17 protein-coding genes are annotated in these 19,512 nt (G+C 30.2%); 6 read left to right on the forward strand and 11 right to left on the reverse strand.

Annotated features, from left to right (window positions below; translation table 11 throughout):
- The first annotated feature begins 57 nt into the window (after nucleotides 1-57).
- A complete protein-coding gene (locus Q4528_RS08290; protein WP_017637367.1) occupies nucleotides 58-276 on the forward strand; it encodes an IDEAL domain-containing protein in 219 nt (72 codons plus the stop codon).
- Between the two features lie 78 nt (nucleotides 277-354).
- Here Q4528_RS08290 and lplA read toward each other — a convergent pair whose 3' ends face one another.
- On the reverse strand, nucleotides 355-1,341 hold the full coding sequence (gene lplA / locus Q4528_RS08295; protein ID WP_046466529.1) for a lipoate--protein ligase: 987 nt from the start codon (nucleotides 1,339-1,341) through the stop codon (nucleotides 355-357).
- 203 nt (nucleotides 1,342-1,544) lie between these two features.
- Here lplA and Q4528_RS08300 point away from each other — a divergent pair, with 203 nt between their 5' ends.
- The gene (locus Q4528_RS08300) at nucleotides 1,545-1,730 is read left to right on the forward strand and encodes a YkvS family protein (protein WP_002450747.1); all 186 of its coding nucleotides are present in this window, start codon (nucleotides 1,545-1,547) and stop codon (nucleotides 1,728-1,730) included.
- Between the two features lie 5 nt (nucleotides 1,731-1,735).
- On the forward strand, nucleotides 1,736-2,338 hold the full coding sequence (locus Q4528_RS08305; RefSeq protein WP_017637369.1) for a CPBP family glutamic-type intramembrane protease: 603 nt from the start codon (nucleotides 1,736-1,738) through the stop codon (nucleotides 2,336-2,338).
- A gap of 156 nt (nucleotides 2,339-2,494) precedes the next feature.
- Here Q4528_RS08305 and Q4528_RS08310 read toward each other — a convergent pair whose 3' ends face one another.
- From Q4528_RS08310 to Q4528_RS08340, 7 genes are all read right to left on the reverse strand, one after another.
- The gene (locus Q4528_RS08310; RefSeq protein WP_017637370.1) at nucleotides 2,495-4,003 is read right to left on the reverse strand and encodes a bifunctional metallophosphatase/5'-nucleotidase; all 1,509 of its coding nucleotides are present in this window, start codon (nucleotides 4,001-4,003) and stop codon (nucleotides 2,495-2,497) included.
- 143 nt (nucleotides 4,004-4,146) lie between these two features.
- The gene (locus Q4528_RS08315; RefSeq protein WP_017637371.1) at nucleotides 4,147-5,505 is read right to left on the reverse strand and encodes a TrkH family potassium uptake protein; all 1,359 of its coding nucleotides are present in this window, start codon (nucleotides 5,503-5,505) and stop codon (nucleotides 4,147-4,149) included.
- A gap of 16 nt (nucleotides 5,506-5,521) precedes the next feature.
- On the reverse strand, nucleotides 5,522-7,363 hold the full coding sequence (locus Q4528_RS08320; protein ID WP_046466528.1) for a S1C family serine protease: 1,842 nt from the start codon (nucleotides 7,361-7,363) through the stop codon (nucleotides 5,522-5,524).
- A 205-nt stretch (nucleotides 7,364-7,568) separates the two neighbouring features.
- Nucleotides 7,569-8,375 (reverse strand): MeeY/MeeF family manganese export membrane protein, encoded by an 807-nt coding sequence (locus tag Q4528_RS08325; protein ID WP_046466527.1) that lies wholly within the window; start codon nucleotides 8,373-8,375, stop codon nucleotides 7,569-7,571.
- Between the two features lie 304 nt (nucleotides 8,376-8,679).
- Nucleotides 8,680-10,242: a peptide chain release factor 3 gene (locus Q4528_RS08330; RefSeq protein ID WP_017637374.1), complete on the reverse strand. Its 1,563-nt coding sequence runs from the start codon at nucleotides 10,240-10,242 to the stop codon at nucleotides 8,680-8,682.
- A complete protein-coding gene (locus Q4528_RS08335) occupies nucleotides 10,242-10,499 on the reverse strand; it encodes a YueH family protein (protein ID WP_231577495.1) in 258 nt (85 codons plus the stop codon). The genes Q4528_RS08330 and Q4528_RS08335 overlap by 1 nt, the downstream gene beginning before the upstream one ends.
- Nucleotides 10,480-11,964 (reverse strand): UDP-N-acetylmuramoyl-L-alanyl-D-glutamate--L-lysine ligase, encoded by a 1,485-nt coding sequence (locus tag Q4528_RS08340; protein ID WP_303521227.1) that lies wholly within the window; start codon nucleotides 11,962-11,964, stop codon nucleotides 10,480-10,482. Before Q4528_RS08340 ends, Q4528_RS08335 begins: the two co-directional genes overlap by 20 nt.
- Nucleotides 11,965-12,553: 589 nt before the next feature.
- Here Q4528_RS08340 and Q4528_RS08345 point away from each other — a divergent pair.
- Together Q4528_RS08345 and ltaA are read left to right on the forward strand one after the other, a co-directional pair.
- A complete protein-coding gene (locus tag Q4528_RS08345) occupies nucleotides 12,554-13,729 on the forward strand; it encodes a diglucosyl diacylglycerol synthase (protein WP_046466525.1) in 1,176 nt (391 codons plus the stop codon).
- Nucleotides 13,707-14,894: a lipoteichoic acid biosynthesis MFS flippase LtaA gene (gene ltaA, locus Q4528_RS08350; protein WP_017637378.1), complete on the forward strand. Its 1,188-nt coding sequence runs from the start codon at nucleotides 13,707-13,709 to the stop codon at nucleotides 14,892-14,894. Before Q4528_RS08345 ends, ltaA begins: the two co-directional genes overlap by 23 nt.
- A gap of 105 nt (nucleotides 14,895-14,999) precedes the next feature.
- Here the strand turns inward: ltaA and Q4528_RS08355 are convergent, their stop codons facing one another.
- The 3 genes from Q4528_RS08355 to Q4528_RS08365 form a co-directional block, all read right to left on the reverse strand.
- Nucleotides 15,000-15,509, reverse strand: coding sequence for a YjcG family protein (locus Q4528_RS08355; RefSeq protein WP_017637379.1), 510 nt, complete (start codon nucleotides 15,507-15,509; stop codon nucleotides 15,000-15,002).
- 204 nt (nucleotides 15,510-15,713) lie between these two features.
- Entirely contained in the window at nucleotides 15,714-16,460 is a 747-nt protein-coding gene (locus Q4528_RS08360; protein WP_029055560.1) for an esterase family protein, read from the reverse strand.
- A 183-nt stretch (nucleotides 16,461-16,643) separates the two neighbouring features.
- Entirely contained in the window at nucleotides 16,644-18,209 is a 1,566-nt protein-coding gene (locus Q4528_RS08365) for an alanine/glycine:cation symporter family protein (protein WP_303521232.1), read from the reverse strand.
- Nucleotides 18,210-18,418: 209 nt separating this feature from the next.
- Here Q4528_RS08365 and cozEa point away from each other — a divergent pair, with 209 nt between their 5' ends.
- Nucleotides 18,419-19,504, forward strand: a complete 1,086-nt coding sequence (gene cozEa / locus Q4528_RS08370; protein ID WP_046466523.1) for a lipoteichoic acid biosynthesis protein CozEa — start codon at nucleotides 18,419-18,421, stop codon at nucleotides 19,502-19,504.
- The last annotated feature ends 8 nt before the right edge of the window (nucleotides 19,505-19,512 follow it).

Here is a 19,512-nt window from a genome sequence, read left to right on the forward strand (position 1 = left end):
AATTCAAAATATGTATAATATTTATATAATAAATACAATTGAAAGGTCGAGATCTTTATGAATCATAATACTCATGTGAAGCATACGACACTAGAACAATTTGTAACTACTGTTAATGATTTAGGCGTTGAACTTGTCATTGACGAAGCACTTAGAGAAGTAAGAAAAAAAGAACTGAGAACTTTAATCGATGAAGCATTAGTCAATAAAGACGAAAATGCATTCAACGAGTACATGGTAGAATATAAAAATTTGGAGGCATTACTCAGTGAATAATTTAGATTCGAGTCATTCAAAATAAGGTCTATTCCCTACTTAATTGAGCTAGAGAATAGACCTTTTAATTTATATTAATTAAGACATTAATCTTAATATTTCATTTCTATCTATATCACCAAAATAATGATATAAATCGTAATTTGCTAAAGCTTCTTCCAAGTGATTAAAGTCATGTAAACAACCTTCCAATGCATGTTCTAATTCGATAATATCCCCTTCCCCAAAGAAATCACCAAATATTTTAGCGTGTTCTATTTTTCCTTTTTTTACATCAAATTTAATTTGAATGAAACCTCTATCAAATTTCTCTTCACGTTCAAAATTATATTTAGGATTTTTACCATAATTCCAATCCCATGTGCGGTATTTCTCATTACTGAGTTTTTCGATATTTTTCCAGTCTTCATCTGTTAGAATATATTCTTCAACTTGTTGTTCACCAAATATCGTTTTCAATATAATTTGTTTAAATTGATCAATATTAATTGGCTCATTTAAAAATTCTTCAATGTTTGCAACACGTTTACGTACTGACTTAATACCTTTAGATTTAATTTTTGCTGGATTTACTTTTAATGCATTTTGAACTTCATCTAACTCACTATTTAACATCAAAGTACCATGACTAAACATTCTATCTTTCACTTTAACCATTGCATTACCAGAAATTTTTGCAGCTCCCACTTGAATATCATTACGGCCTGTCATTTCCGCATTGACGCCAAGTGATTGTAAAGCCTGCACAATAGGCTCTGTAAACTTTTTAAAGTTATGGAAACTATTACCGTCATCATCAGTGATAAAACTAAAATTCAAATTACCAGTATCATGGTAAACTGCACCACCACCAGAAATTCTTCGTACTACGTCAATTCCTTTTTCATCAACGTATGTTTTATTAACTTCTTCAATGGTATTTTGATTTTTACCTACGATTATTGATGGGCGATTAACATAAAATAAAAAATAGCTTTCTTCAGCTGGAAGGTTTTTTAAGACATATTCTTCCATAGCTAAATTCAATGTTGGATCAGTTATATTATTGTTACTTATAAATTTCATATAAAACTCTCCTTAATAGATTCTATATATGCCCTTACTTTATTTATGCCTTATTTACATTTAAAATTCCAATTATTTACTCAATAATGACAAATTTTTCATAATTTATGAATTAAATTGTAGGGTTTTTAGTGTTATTAGTTTATTTGTAGCGTAATTTTTAGTACAATATAGTCTAGCTATGAATTAAGGGAGGACTCGAAATGACTGTTGCAGAAGTAGGTAATATCGTAGAATTTTATGATGGTTTAAGAGGCCGTGTAGAAAAAATAAATGACAACTCAGTTATCGTTGACTTAACTATTATGGAAAACTTCAATTCACTTGATTTACCTGAAAAAACGGTTATTAACCATAAACGTTATAAAATTGTTGAACAAGAAGGTTAATTGAAATGAAAAAAGTTTCGAAAGCTTTGCTATGGTTTATAATTAGTTTCATAGTTTTTCATGCTATTTTACTTATCATGTGGGGCGAGCATCAAGAATACTGGTATTTATATACAGGAATTATGCTTATTGCTGGTATTAGTTATGTGTTTTATCAAAGAGATATCAAATCAAAGCGTTTATTAACCTCTATAGGCATTGGTATTATAGCCAGTATTATTTTAATTATTATTCAATTGGTTTTATCACTGATAACATCTGATTTAACCTATGCTTCATTGATTCGAGAATTAACTAAAACAGGCGTTCATTGGAAATGGCAAATGCTAATTACATTATTATTTGTTATACCATGTCATGAATTATATATGCGTACTGTTTTACAAAGTGAGTTAGATAAATACAATTTGCCTAACTGGTTATCTATTTTAATCACTGCAATTTGTTCAAGCTCTCTATTTATATATTTAGATAATTGGTCGATAGTGATATTTATTTTTATAACTCAATTATTATTATCAATCAGTTACGAATATTCTAGACGTATTGCTACAACATCAATTGCACAAATTGTTGCTATCATTTTATTATTAATTTTTCATGGATAGATTCTGATTTTATTTTTCAGAAATATTAAAACATAACATATTATAAAAGAGCTTCAAATCGGTTATAGTAACTCGATTTGGAGCTCTTTTATAATAAATAAAGTAATTTTCATTTTTACAACGTTATTATAAGTGAGAGGGTAAATATTAAAAATGTTATTTAAACACCTCAAAGTTTTGTTCTAAATTAATCTTATATTTTGAATCAGCTAAATTTTTAGCAATTAACATGCTCATAGTTTCTTCACTAGTATGATGAATCGTTGCATCTTTTAAATACGATTGATAGTTTCTGAAACAATAATCAGTCATTACTATTCTATATAAATTATTTGGATTAATATTATCCAACGTGACACGATTAAAAGGTTCTTTAGTCATATCTACTTTATAATCAAATCCCTGCCACAATGTGCATAGTGTTTCGTCAATAAGCGTAGATTTTAGTGTATCCGCTTCAAACTCAATATATGAATAAGAAAATTCTAATATATCTTTAATACATTGACCTTTTATTGTTAAATCTACAGGTTTATCTGGATATGGATAAGCCTCATAAATTTGACGATTAGATATAATACCATGCAGCCCTTCTTCGCCATTCTTAGGTACGTGAACGCAACTAATTGGGTAATCATAAGCTAATCTAATACTATCATGTAATAATTGAGCAAATGGATGTGGTTGACCTACTAACTCAGCTAAATCTTTAACAGGTAAATTAACATGTTCATCATTTATAACTTCATTTGCCCAATGTTCAACTGCTTTTCTATCATAATACGTTACTTTAAGTAGATCTTCATCTTCGTCATAATCATTTAAATCAATGACCTCTGGCGATATTTCTTCCACTTCATATGTATTCGTTCTTTTTTTAAATTTAATTTTCACATGAACAAGTTCTTCGGCATCTTGTCCGGCTTGAACGTAGACTGTATCATGGTCTTGTCCTACAAGTGTTTGATGTTGGTGTGCAGTTATAATTAAATCAATCACACCAATTTCTTTCATCAATATTTCAGCTTGGTTAACGTTATCTTCATTTTTCTTTTCTGAATTACTAAATTTATCTAACCCACCGTGATATATTACAATTAAAAAGTCAGGTTCTTCTATTTCATGAATATATCTAATCCATCTTTTAGCTGACAGTATTGTTTTTTCAATACTAACGTCTTGTTCCATTTCTGCATATTCATTTTTCATAAGTCCATCTGCAGTTAGTCCAACGATAGCTATTTTCAAATTATCAAAATTTTGAATTGAGTATGGTGTTGAAAAGTATGGTTCTTTAGTTTTGATATATTCTATATTAGCTGATAACCACGGAAATCTTGCTAAAGCAACTGAACGTGTTAAAAACGATAATCCAAATTTAAATTCATTTGGGCTAATACCACTTGCATTATATTGCATTGCATTCATTAATTTTATCATTGGATGACGTTTATATGGCGCAACAATTGCATAATAAAATGCCGCTAGTGAGCCGGCTAAACTACCACCGCTATCCAATAAAATAACTCTTTGATTATTCTCTCTTACTTTATTAACAAATGTTCCAGCACGATAGATATTTGATCCATAATCCCCATTTAAAAAATGACTATGCATATCCGAAGTTACGATTACATCTACGTTTATATTTTCGTTTCTCTCCATCTTAAAACACCTCTCATTATGCATAGTTTAACATGTAATCATATCTTTACAATAACACTTTTACTATACCTATAATTTTTAATTAAAAAAGACACTCCAAGTAAAAATAGCTTTTAATACTTGAAATGCCTTTAATATAGAATTTAACCAATTTGAATACGTTCTTTAGGATAATGATATTTTTTAGGTTCTTTTCGTCCCCCTATCATTATGATAAAGGAGATTAACCCTACACGTCCGATAAACATTAATATCATCAAAATAATTTTAGTTAAATTACTAATATCATCTGTAACACCTAATGTGAGTCCACACGTACCAAATGCTGACATCACTTCAAAGAACACTTGTAAGAAAGTTAGTTTACCTTGTTCTGCTGCGGATATAATTATCATACTCGTGAATGTTAAAATTGAAGCCATTGTAAACACCATAAATGAACGTTGAATATCCATTATATGAATTTCACGGTTAAACACTTTGATGGATGTTTTATCTGCCGAATTACTAAAATTAATAACAAATAGTATTAAAATAGCAAATGTAGTAGTACGTATACCACCACCTACCGAACTAGGAGATGACCCGATAAACATTAATAAACTCATAATAATATTTGTGGGGTCGCTAAATTGTGAAACGTCTATAGTTTGCAATCCTGCACTTCTCGTTGTAGCAGATTGAAACAGAGAGTAAAACAATGACTGGTGCCAACTCATGCCTTTAAATGCATGATTATGTTCTAAAAGAAATATTATTATCACACCAAATACAAATAAAAATAAATATGTTGAAGTAGTAATTTTCGTAAATAATGAGAATCTAAAGTTAGTTACTCTATTTTTTATATATGCTTTAACTTCAAGTAATACTGGGAATCCTATCGAACCTAAAACTATTAAAAACATTACTATCGTTTGTACAAAATAATCTTTTGCATAAGGCACTAACGAATCACCAGTAATATCAAGACCACCGTTTGTTGTTGCAGAAATAGAAACAAATATTCCTTGCATGATAGCATATTTTAAATCTGGATTGTCCCTGTAAAAATAAAATGCAAGCAATATTGCGCCGATAAATTCAATAACGATTATTGTTCTAACTATTTCAAGTATCAGCTTAACTGTTCCACTCATTGTATCTTTATTATTATCAAGCATAATGAGTTGACGTTCACGAATACCTATGTGCTTACCTAAAACAACCCACAACAAGGTTCCAATAGCCATAACACCAATGCCACCGATATTTAAAATTACTAATATAATAATTTGACCAAAAGTTGAATAAGTATCCACAATACTGATTGGTGTTAATCCAGTCACACTTATGCCTGATACAGCCACAAAAAGTGTATCTATTGGATTTACGTCAACGCCAGACTTATGCACATATGGTAAATTCAATAATAAAAATGCGACGATAATAGCTGCTAAATAATAAAGTACTATCCCTTGTTGAGGACTGGACCTTTTTAATAGTTGACCAAAAATCGACATTCATTTCACCTCAACATCATTTTAATTTAATATCTATACTTTTCTCTTTACCGTTTCGATATATTTTAGCTTTTAATGTATCTTTATCTTCCCTATGACTAAAAATAATTTGTCTATAACGTAAATTGTCTTCTAATCTTTTACCATCTAATTCTACTATTACATCATCTTTTTTCAACCCTGATTTATCTCCAAGTGAATTAGGTTTAACTTCACCTATTAAAACGCCATTTTTAATTTGATCAGGTAAATTGATGGATTGACGTTCACTATTGTCTATATCAGCAATATTTTTAATTTTAATACCAGTATTAGGATATTCAATTTTACCATCTTTTTCTAACTGTCTAGCCACTTTTTGAGCTTCATTAATAGGAATAGCAAATCCCATTCCTTCAACGTTATCCATATCTATTTTAAGCGATACAATACCTATAAGTTTACCATCTCTATCAACTACTGCACCACCTGAATTCCCTGGATTTACGGGCGCATTAATTTGAAATGCTTTCATTAATACATCATAGCTATCGTCTTTATCTATATCTACTGGTACATGTCTATTCAAACCAGAAATGATACCATCTGATACACTCTCTTTAAAATCTACACCTAAAGGATTACCTACTACTAATATAGGCTCTCCCAAAACTAAATGATTGGAATCTCCAGTTTTAATTGCTTTAACGGACTTATCTACACTTTTGGCTTTTACAACTGCAATATCAGACCATTTATCAGTTCCAACAACCTTACCTTCAACTGATTTATTATTTCCAAATGTAATTTTTTGTTTATCCTTATCACCCACTACGTGAGCGTTAGTCATAATAAAAAGAGAGTCGCCCACTTTTTTGTAGACGACACCTGAACCAATTTCATTATCTGCTTTAGAAGTATTATTAGGAACCGAAGTATCTTTTACTTCCTCATTTTCCACAGTAACAACAGATTTAACTGAACTATTGGCACTTTTCATTGTATCTGTATAATGTTTATTCGTTGGTGATAAAGCACTATCATTGGTGTGATCGTTTTTATTAACGTTAGTAAAAATAGCGTTAAGGATAATTATTAATAAAATAATACCAATAATAATAGCAATTTTAGGCCAATGTTCAATAAAGAATGATTTAATTATATCAATATAATCTTTATTCTTATTATTAGATTTATTTTCTGATGAAGATGCGCTCATATGTTTAGCTTTATTGTTGTGATCTTTATCGCGTTCTTTTTCATTTTGATGATGACTTCTCTCTTTACTTTCTGTTAAACCACTATTTTTAGCTGAACGTGTTTCGTTGTCATTTGTAGCATTTTCTTTTTCATTCTTTGAATTATGCTTACTATTAGATTCTATGTTATTTTCACTAGAATCTTTATCAGTATCTATTTTATTTTTTGACTTATTTTCATCCAAATCATTAAACTCTGAGCTAGTATTTATACTTTTATCAGCATTAATACCATTTTCGTCAGTTTGTTTTAAATCGTTCGTGTTATCTTTTGATTGATTTTTGGATCGCTTTAATTGATGTTCTTCAGGTAACGTTAAATTTGATTCATTATGTGATGATGAGTCTTGGTCGTTGTCCATTTTATTACTAGATTGTGAAGCGATATTTTGTTGTTGTTGAATTTCATCTTTAGTCAATTTTTCTATTCTTGCTTTTCTTAAATTGTCTTTGACTCTTTCTTCATTAACTTTAGATTGATATTCGTCTTTTTTTGCTTGAATTCTTTCTTCTTCCTTTTGTTGTTCTACTCTAGCTTCTCGTTCTTCATTATGGAAAAATTCACGACGTTCTCGTCGATAGTTTTTACGAGGGATGACTTGTTTTTTATTTTTATCCACTAGATAGTTCACTCCTATCATTTCACTCAATTATCTTTATTATGACATACTCAAATAATAATGAGGTAATATTTTCTAGAAAAGATTGTATATTCCTAAGAAAAAGTCCTATGTATACGTAAATTTTAATATTTTATAATTAAAACTGCAATGTTGTATAGTAACAAAAAAGACTTCGTTCTAATTTTAACGAAGTCAATTAATACTATTTCTTTTTCTTTTTATTATTCACTACTGATGTTAACCAACCGATAACAACAAGTAAAATAAGTACTGCCCAGAAGATTGATTGCCATAAAACAGTATGTGGGAATTCTTCAGGTAATATACCAACATCTTCATGTGCTAACACGAGTACTACTAATTTAATACCTACCCAGCCTACAATCGCAAATGCTGCGCCTTCTAAACCAGGATATTTGTTTAATAGTTCAACGAACCATGTAGCAGCAAAACGCATTAAAATAACACCAATCATTCCGCCAAGGAACATTACTGCAAATTGACCTAAATCCATACCTCCGAAATCAATATCAATTTCAGGTAAGGTAACTGCTATTGCTAATGCAGCTAACATTGAGTCAATTGCAAATGCGATATCTGCAAATTCAACTTTAAATACTGTAGCCCAAAATTCTTTCGGTCCAACAGCTTTCTCTTGGCCTTCTTCATCAAAATGATGGTCATCATTTTCATGTTTTTGATGGTCTTCTTCAGTCTTATGGAAGAAATCCCATAAGTTTTTAATAGACATGTAAATTAAGTAGATCGCACCAATTGCTTGAATAAACCAAAAATTAGCTATAATACTTATTAAGAATAATGCTATAAATCTAAATACAAATGCACCTAATAAACCATAAAATAATGCTTTTTTTCTTTGTTTAGGTGGCAAATGTTTTACCATAACCGCCATTACGATGGCATTATCAGCAGCTAGTAAACCCTCTAAAAATACTAGTACAATTAGAACCCATCCATAGGATAATAACATACTCGGTTCAAATTCCATTGTGGACAACTCCTTTGATTTAAATTACAAATAAAGAGACCTATGCTAAAAAATAGCAAAGGTCTCACTTAGCAAATATTATTGCCCACTTTACCGGAAGATAAGACTTCGTAATGACGATAAAGTGTAAAATCACTTAATTGTTAAAGTGACCATCAAGTTACTCCCCTCTGACATAAATGTCATAGGTATTTATTTGTGAATATGGTTATTATACAGACATATGTGCATAATGACAATTTATTTTTTTATAAAATTGTAATAACATACTGTTTAATACCCAAACCACTCAATATCAAACATCTTAAAGTAAACTATATAATTTAATTTCTGGGAATTTTTCTTCAAACCAACGTGTTGCAAATTCATTTTCAAATAAGAATACTTTATTATCATAACGATCATTTACAAGTATAGAACGAGATGTATTCATATTATCTTTAATATCATCTTCATTTTCTATCCATCTAGCAATTTTACGTCCTACTTGTTCCATGACAACATCTACATTGTATTCATTTTTCATACGATGTTCGAATACCTCGAATTGTAACTGACCAACAGCACCTAAAATAATTTGATTAGTGTGTAACGTTTTATAGTATTGAATGGCACCTTCTTGAACAAGTTGTTCTATACCTTTATGAAAATGCTTTTGTTTCATTACATTTTTAGCAGAGACTTTCATAAATATTTCTGGAGTAAACTGTGGTAAATCTTGGAAACTGAATTTTTGCTTACCGCCTACTAACGTATCTCCAATTTGGTAATTACCTGTGTCGTATAACCCAATAATATCTCCAGCTACAGCATGGTTAACAGTTTCTTTATCGTCTGCCATAAATGAAGTTGAACGTGTAATTTTTTGTTTCTTACTAGTACGTTGCAATGTAACATCCATACCACGTTCAAATGCACCACTAACAACTCTCATAAATGCAATTCTATCTCGGTGTTTAGGATCCATATTAGCTTGTATTTTAAAGATAAATCCAGAAAAGTCAGTATCAAATGGACTCACTTCGATTTCTTCTTTAGTCTGTCTTGCATTAGGCATTGGTGCATGATCAACGTATGCATTTAAGAAGTTTTGAACACCAAAGTTAGCTAAAGCAGAACCGAAAAATACTGGAGTCAATTCACCATTTAATAATGCATCATTATCAAAATCTTCCCCTGCTCCTTCTACTAACATTAACTCCTCGATAGCTTGTTCAAATGCACTATCATTTTTAATGGCATGATCTTCTTCTAATTCATAATCATCATTTAGATGTAAAATATTTTCTTCATCTCTAAAAGGTTCAATTGATTTACTTTTTCTATCGATAATACCGAAAAAGTTTTGTCCCATTCCTACAGGCCAATTCATTGGATAAGTATCAATATTTAACGTTTCTTCAATTTCTTCTAATAAGTCAAATGGTTCTTTACCCACACGGTCTAATTTATTAATGAAAGTAAAAATAGGTATACCTCTCATTTTACAAACTTTAAACAATTTAAGTGTTTGTGGTTCGATACCTTTTGCACAGTCGATAACCATTACTGCACTATCGACAGCCATTAATGTACGATACGTATCCTCTGAAAAGTCTTCGTGTCCAGGTGTATCTAATATATTAATTTTATAATCATCATAATCAAACTGCATGACTGAACTTGTTACTGAGATACCACGCTCTTGTTCAACTTTCATCCAGTCACTTGTAGCGAATTTCCCAGATTTTTTACCTTTAACTGTACCCGCTTCACGAATGGCTCCACTGAAATATAATAGTTTTTCAGTTAATGTTGTTTTACCAGCATCGGGATGGGAAATAATAGCAAAGGTCTTTCTTGACTCTACTTCTTCCTTTAAATTCATTAATCATTCTCCTTTAGTATTGTTTCAATCCAACTTGTTACTTTATTAGCAAGATTTTCTGCTTCATTTTCATCATTAAATGTAAAAAATTGCATTAATAATGTTTCATTAATTTCTTCTATACTTAAGTCATTTGAAATTTCAACTGACCAAAATTGATCAGGTATTGCTATCAATAGTGTTTGATTTAATTTTTGAAAATATACATAAAATTTGTTCGAATCATCTGTATATTCCCTAATCTTCAACTGGTCCACCACCAAATTTTTTATATGCTGCTTCTAGACCTATTAAATCATCTCGATGAGGAACTTTGATATGTCCCGGCATAATTTGGTAAGGTTCTCTACCTTTAGATGCGAGAACAACAGTATCACCTGGTTCAGCGATGTCAATTGCATGTTTAATTCCTTCTGCTCTATCCTCAAATTCTACATAATTTGAATGTGTAGCGCCTTTAGCTAACTCAGCTGTAAGCATTTTCGGATCATCATTAGCGGGATTGTCAGGCGTAAAAATAACATAATCTGCACGACAAGCGACACTACCCATTTCAGGAGTTTTTGTCATATCTCGCTCTCCGGCCATACCCACTAAAAATATTAATTTTTGTTTAACAAATGGTTTAACTGCATCAATTAACTTATTCATTCCATCTGCTGTATGTGCATAATCGATGATTAAATCAATTGGCAAACTAGGATCCAGTACTTCTAAACGTCCCTCAACTGGTTCAAGTGATTTAACTGCTTTAATAATTTCTTCAAATGAAATTCCTTTACTCCAAACCGCAATTATTGCTGCCATAATATTCGATATATTGAATTTGCCGACATATGGACTTTCAACATGATAACTTCCGAATGGCGTTTCAAATTCAAATTTCACGCCTTGCAATGATTCATTAATATTTGTCGCCATGAACTGTGCTTCATTATCAATACCATATGTAAATATTTCATAAGGTGTCACAGAAGCAAGATATTCTGAAAAAGAGTCATCGTTATTTATAACGGCGTATTTTTCTTTTTCTAAGTCTTCACCTAACTGACTAAATAACAATGATTTAGCATGTCCATATGCTTCCATTGTTCCATGAAAATCTAAATGGTCTTGCGTTAAATTGGAGAATATAGCAACATCAAATTCAACACCTCTTAAACGACCAAGTGATAAACCATGACTTGATAATTCTAATGTCATAGCTTCAGCATCTTCATCAGCAGCTTCTTTAATTTTTTTAGTTAAAGATACTGTCTCAGGAGTTGTATTTGCGCCTTTCGTTTTCTTTTCATTAATCTGGAAACCATTTGTACCTAAATAAGCACTATTTTTATTTAATTTTCTATATATTAGATGAATCATTGTAGCAATAGATGTCTTACCATTTGTACCTGTTACCCCATATGTAACTAGTTGATGGCTTGGAAAGTTAAATAACGTATGTGCTAATAGACTCGCTACTCTCAATGTATCTGGCACAATGACTTGTGTTACTTCACCATTTAATTCTTGTTCTCTATTAACTACAATTATTTTACATCCTTGATCAACTACATTTTGACAAAATTTATGACTATCTACTGTATAACCTTTTGATGCGACAAAAATACTGCCTTCTTTAGCTGTTCTTGAATCAGTAGTAATATCTTCTACTTTTCTTTCTAATGTTCCAATTACTTGTTTTACTCGAATTTTTTCGAACAATACACTCGCATTCAAAATGAATCGCTCCTTTTTTTACAATAAGTCTATTATACACGTTTTAATGGTTATGATAAATTTATTTTTCATATTTAAATGTAATCATTGTCATCGACTTTTTTATAGTAATGTTCTCAACAAAAATTAACATTATTCTATTATATATGTAGTAAATTGGTTGATTATACGATTTTAATCGCCATTTCTTTCAAAAAAGTTTCAACAATTAAATGTAAATTAAAAGCTCATTTATTAATCTAACATTAAAAATGGTTAAAAATACTGTTAGCTCTAGGAAATTAATGATACTTATTAATTGAATCATGCTAACATAAAGTATAGATAAACATTTTATTTGATGTAATTATAAAGAAAATACTTCATCACTATTAAGTATTTTCGAATTTTATTTTAAGATAGTTATGGTATAATGCATAAATACAAATTTTACATCTACATATAAAGTATTACTTGTAGTTTAATCACGAGAAAATTGCTTCAAGTCAATGGTAATGAAATTAACGGAAATCGTGATATTCCTTTTATAATGTATTAAAATACGTTACACTTATTATAAATTTTAAAAATTAACGGAGGGTGGCTTTTAATGGTTACTCAAAATAAAAAAATATTGATTATTACTGGTTCTTTCGGTAACGGTCATATGCAAGTTACTCAAAGTATCGTAAACCAATTAAATGAAATGAATTTGGACCATTTAAGTGTTATTCAACACGACTTATTTATGGAAGCACATCCGATTTTAACTTCTATATGTAAAAAATGGTATATCAATAGTTTTAAATATTTTAGAAACATGTATAAAAACTTTTATTATAGCCGCCCTGATCAACTAGATAAATGTTTTTATAAGTATTATGGTCTAAATAAATTAATAAATATACTGATTAATGAGAAACCAGATTTAATTTTGTTAACATTCCCAACACCAGTAATGTCTGTATTAACAGAACAATTCAATATTAATATTCCAATTGCGACGGTAATGACTGATTATCGAATGCAAAAAAATTGGATTACACCAAAATCAGAACGTTATTATGTTGCTACTGAAACAACTAAAGAAGATTTCATGGAAGTAGGCGTTCCTGCCTCTAACATTAAAGTCACTGGAATCCCTATTTCTAGTAAATTTGAAGAATATATTGATCAAAGAGCGTGGTTGAGTAAACATCATTTAGATCCAGATAGACCAACTATCTTAATGTCTGCAGGCGCATTTGGAGTTTCAAAAGGTTTTGACCAAATGATTAATGAAATCTTAGAGAAAAGTAAACATTCACAAGTTGTTATGATTTGTGGACGCAGTAAAGAATTAAAACGTTCATTACAAGCTAAATTTAAAAATAATCCTGATGTTTTAATATTAGGATTTACTAAACATATGAATGAATGGATGGCATCAAGCCAATTAATGGTTACTAAACCAGGTGGAATCACTATTTCAGAAGGATATACTCGCTGTATTCCGATGGTATTTTTAAATCCTGCTCCTGGTCAAGAATTAGAAAATGCGCATTATTTTGAAAAAATGAATATGGGTAAAATTGCTAATACGCCAGAAGAAGCTATTGATATCGTTACGCAGATTACAAATGATGAAACTTTATTAAATAAAATGACTTCTAATATGAAAGAATCTAGAATTGAATATTCTACTTTGAAATTATGTAAAGACTTATTAGAATTATTAGGCCACTCTTCACAACCTGAAGAGATATATGGAAAGGTACCTTTATATGCCAGATTCCTCGTTAAATAATTATTCTAATAATAAAAACTTTATTATTATGTTAGTCATTTTATTTTTAATGGAATTTGCTAGAGGTATGTATATTTTAAGTTATATTAATTACTTACCTACTGTTACATCAATTGCAGTTGCAGTGACATCACTTGCTTTTTCTATTCATTTTATTGCAGATGCTGCGACAAATTTTGTTATTGGCTTTTTATTAAAAAAATTCGGTGCGAGATTAGTGCTAACATCAGGCTTTTTAATGGCATTTCTAAGTTTATTCTTAGTCATCTGGTTTCCGTCATCATCAATTATCATCATTATTAGTGCAATTATGCTCGGTATTGCTGTTAGCCCCATTTGGGTGATTATGTTATCAAGTGTTCAAGAAGATAAACGAGGCAAACAAATGGGCTATGTTTATTTTGCTTGGTTATTAGGTTTATTGGTAGGTTGGGTAGTCATGAATTTTCTAATTAAAATTCATCCCCTACATTTTGTATTTATGATGTCACTAGTAGTTTTAATTGCATGGGTTTTATACTACTTTGTCAATATAAGACTCACAAACTACAATACTAAACCTGTAAAAGAGCAATTATTCCAAATTGTCGATGTAACTAAACGACATATGATTTTATTTCCAGGCATCTTATTACAAGGTGCAGCTATTTCAGCACTAGTTCCTATATTACCTACATACGCAACTAAAATCGTACATGTATCAACTGTTGAATATACACTAGCAATTATGATTGGTGGCATAGGTTGTGCTTTTTCTATGTTATTCCTTTCAAAAATTATAGATAAAAATAGCAAAGGCTTTATGTATAGTATTATATTTGGCGGTTTCATTTTATATACATTAATGATATTTGGATTATCTTTAATCACAAATATTTATATTGTATGGGGTATCGCTTTATTTATTGGATTAATGTATGGTATTTTACTTCCAGCTTGGAATACATTCATGGCAGGCCATATTAATCCTAAAGAACAAGAAGAAACTTGGGGCGTTTTTAATAGTGTACAAGGTTTCGGTTCTATGATTGGGCCATTATTAGGCGGTTTAATTACTCAATTCACAAATAACTTAAATAATACATTTTATTTTTCTGCATTTATTTTCTTAGTTTTAGCCCTATTTTACGGTTATTACTTTATAAATCGAAAACATGCAAAATAACAGAAAATGGAGTGAGATAGACATCTATTATAAAATAGATACCACTATCTCACTCCATTTTGTTTATGTTTTAACTATTAATAATTATTGGTTTTCAAAATCTAATTAATTTAATTTAAATGTATCGATAACGTTCCATTTGTCATCTTCTGAATGATATTGAAGTAACGATAATTCATCAATTACCTCTTTATGATCTACCCCTGCTAATTCTACTTGACCATAAATATCTTCAAATTCTTGACTTGAAAGACCTTGTGCAATTGTAAAATGAGGTACAAATTGATGTTCAGCCTTACCATAAAAATCATCTGTATCAAATCGATTAAAAATTTCTTCAAGTTCGTCGTTTTTAGCAACTTTAAAGTAAATAACATTATTTACTGGTTTGAAACTTGATGCTTTAGTAGCATGGATATCGATTGATGAGATACCTTTAATTCGAGTTTCAATTTCTTTTTTAACTGAATCTAAATCCGCATCATTAACTTCAAATTGAGATTTCACAGTAATATGTGGCATAATTTGTGCGTAATGAGTGTCATAACGCTTACGATATGCATTTACCTCTTCTTGAAATGACTTTGATGGGATTAACGCTAATCCTAAAATCATTTGAATTCCTCCTTTGTTTAACCTATTTCCATTATAGCAAAATTCCATGAAAACCGTTACTTTAAACTTAAAAATATTTTTTCTATTTTAAACTATATTCTTCAAAATTTTTATACGATGTATAGTTGATTATGATTTTTTAAACAGTATTATTTCAAATTATATCTTTAAAAAACATACCTATTTTTATACTCATTCATTAAGTTAGTCCGGAATTTCTTCATTTAAAAAGTATTTTAGTATATCGCCTAACATTGGTTTCCATGATTTCCAGTTATGGCCGCCATCGAATTCTTGGTACTCATACTTCACATGGTATTGTTTAATAAGTTGATTTAATTCTCGGTTTGGCGTTAAGAAATTCGCACGTTTCCCATTGGTTGGCAAGGTAAAATCTTCTTCTTCTAAACCAATAGCATGCCAAATTGAAAGTTGTTCTTTTGTTTCACAATCAATCAATTTCTCTTTAATGATATCGTCATATTGTGGACTAAGCATAGCTACTTGGCTAAATATAGTTGGATACGTTAATGAAGTAAGTAAAGCTATACTTCCAGCCAAACTATCACCCATTAATAATCGTGCATTACCTACTTTGTAAGTAGGGAAAGTAGCATCAATAAATGGTAACAACTCTTTGCCGATTGCTTTAACAGTTAAATGTGATCGACTACCTTGTGGGTGAAATTCTTCACGTCGTTTTTCAACACTCTCGTAATGAAATCCTACAATAATAGCTCGTTGTATTTCCTGATCTTTACGCAATCTTTCATATTCTCTTTGAATTCTTCCAAATCTTAAAAAATCTAATCCATCAAAACAAATAATCACTTGATGTTTAAATAAATCTGTATAATCTTCAGGTAAATAAATCGATATCGTAACTTCTCTTTCTAAAATATCGCTATAGAATTGATGTTTATTGATTTTACCTGGTTTAAATTCAGACATGTTAAAACGCCCCCTAGTAGTATTAATAACATTGTACCAAGAGACGTTATATTTTTAAATTATGTAGATTTTAAAGTTTTTAATAAATTAAGAAATTCAGTTGTTAATTGTAATTTTAATTCTTTAATAAACAACTATTTTCCGTAAATAAATTCATTAACGTTATATATATAACATCCTGTTTTATTTACTTACTTTTTTCAATCTTTCAGGATAGGTTTTCAACCAAAAGATAGCATTAGGTAGTTTTTTCGCATCAGGTTTATATAATGCATGATAACCTGAACCTAAACGTGACTTCTGTACTTCATAATCTTTTAATGCTTCTATAGCTGGTTTATGTAGTATCCATATCGCTATAATGTTTAACCACGCCATAAGACCTGCCCCTAAATCACCTAAAGCCCAAGCAACATCTGCAGTTTTAATACCACCATATAATGTTGCAATAATGATTCCTAATCTTATGAGAATAAATGCAATATTGGTTGTATGATTGTTTTGCTTTCTAGTTATATAAGCTACATTTGTTTCAGCAATATAGTAATAAGCTATTATTGTCGTAAAAGCAAAGAAGAATAACGCAATTGCTACAAAATAAGAACCTATTCCAGAAAAATGAGTATCAAAATGGTAACTACTACCATGAAATGCTTTATCTATACCTGCTTGTACATACATAGCTGTACCTGAATAATCTTTACTACCATCTGCATTTTCTGCAAATACACCACCATTTTTTATTAAATGTGGTGTGCCATTAGCATTATTTTGACCATCTGTAACGTTATATGTACCTGAAAGCAAAATAATTAACGCTGTCGCTGTACATACAAATAAAGTATCCACATAAACTGAAAATGATTGAACTAATCCTTGTTTTGCTGGATGAGATACTTCTGCAGCTGAAGCTGGATGCGGTCCAGTACCTTGCCCTGCTTCATTAGAAAACAATCCTCTTTTAACTCCAATTTCAATCATAGCGCCTACAATTCCACCAAATGCTGATTGTAATCCAAATGCAGATTTGAATATTTCTGCTAATAATGCTGGAACAGCTTGAATGTTAATCACAATAATGATGATTGCCATCAAAATATAAATTACAGCCATAAATGGTACGACAGCAGTAGCTACATTAGCAGTTGAACGTAATCCACCAAAAATGATTAACGCTAAAATAATTACGACGATCACAGCAACTACCCAATTAGGTATATTGAAAGCGTTATTCATAGAACTTGCGATTGCATTTGCTTGTACACCAGGCAATAATAATCCGGCAGATATAATCGTAACTATTGCAAATGCTAATCCGTAAATCTTACCCAACTTACCACCGATACCATATTCGATATAATATGCTGGACCACCACGATATTCACCGTTAACTTCACGTTTAAAGATCTGTCCTAATGTTGATTCAATAAATGCACTACTCGCTCCTAAAAAGGCACTCATCCACATCCAAAATACTGCACCAGGACCTCCAATAAAGATTGCTGTTGATACACCAACTATATTACCAGTACCAACACGCCCCGCTAATGACATGGCTATAGCTTGAAAACTAGAAATACCACTAGGTGATTTTTCTCCCTGAAACATTAAACGAATCATTTCTTTAAAATGTCTTACTTGGAAAAAGCGCATCATTAAACTAAAAAATATACCCGTAAATAATAATCCATATACTAATGGTTTACTCCAAACCAGTTCATTTAAAAATGCAACGATATTTTCAATCATCGTATACCTCCCTAATCAATAGATTAAAAAAATTATACGATGTATATTTACACTTATCAATATATTTTTAGAATTTTATATAAAATGTATTATATTATTATCTATTTGTGCGCTTTATTTAAACGATATGGCTCTTTTGTAGTATTGAATTTTGAGATATACTATATAAGACTATCAATAAATGAAAAATTTCAGGAGGACTATCATATATGTTAAATAAAGTTTGGTTCCGAACTGGCATAGCTTTAATTATGTTGTTCATACTCATCAAACTATTTATGCAAGTGCATGAAGTATTTACCCCTATTGTTACCATTATTGGATCTGTTTTCCTTCCATTTATTATTAGTGGTTTCTTATTTTATATATGTTTACCATTTCAAAATTTATTAGAAAAATGGGGATTTCCAAGATGGGCTAGTATTGTAACTATATTTGTCGTGTTAATAGCAATAATTGCTATAGTTGTAGCCTTTATTGCACCAATCTTAATTTCAAATATGAATAATTTGATTAAACAAACACCAGCATTACAAAGAGAAACTGAGCGTCTGGTTAATTTCGCACTAACTCAAATTGATAAATTACCAAATGATGTCACTCACCGTATTAATAATATGGTTAAATCAATGGGTGATGGCGTAACAGATGTCTTATCAAACTCACTTTCATATATCACATCATTAATTTCTACTATCTTCTTATTGATTATGGTACCGTTCTTCCTTATTTATATGTTAAAAGATCACGAAAAATTCATTCCAGCAGTTGGTAAATTTTTCAAAGGAGAACGTAAAGTATTTGTAGTAGATTTATTGAAAGATTTAAACTACACGTTGAAGTCATATATCCAAGGACAAGTAACAGTTAGTGTTATTTTAGGTATTATCTTATATATTGGTTATACAATTATTGGATTACCTTATACACCATTATTAGTATTATTTGCTGGTGTAGCTAATTTAATACCATTCTTAGGTCCATGGCTTTCATTCACGCCAGCAGCTATTTTAGGTATTATCGATGGTCCGACGACTTTTGTTTGGGTGTGTGTTATCACTTTAATTGCACAACAATTAGAAGGAAATGTCATTACACCAAATGTTATGGGTAAATCACTAAGCATGCATCCATTAACAATCATTGTGGTTATTTTAGCAGCTGGAGATTTAGGTGGTTTTACACTAATATTAATCGCTGTACCTTTATATGCAGTATTAAAAACAATAATTAGCAATATCTTTAAATATCGTCAACGAATTATCGATAAAGCGAATAATAACGTTAAAGATTAGATATTCTT

This window comes from Staphylococcus pasteuri (genome assembly GCF_030547725.1).
Taxonomy (GTDB): Bacteria; Bacillota; Bacilli; order Staphylococcales; family Staphylococcaceae; genus Staphylococcus; species Staphylococcus pasteuri.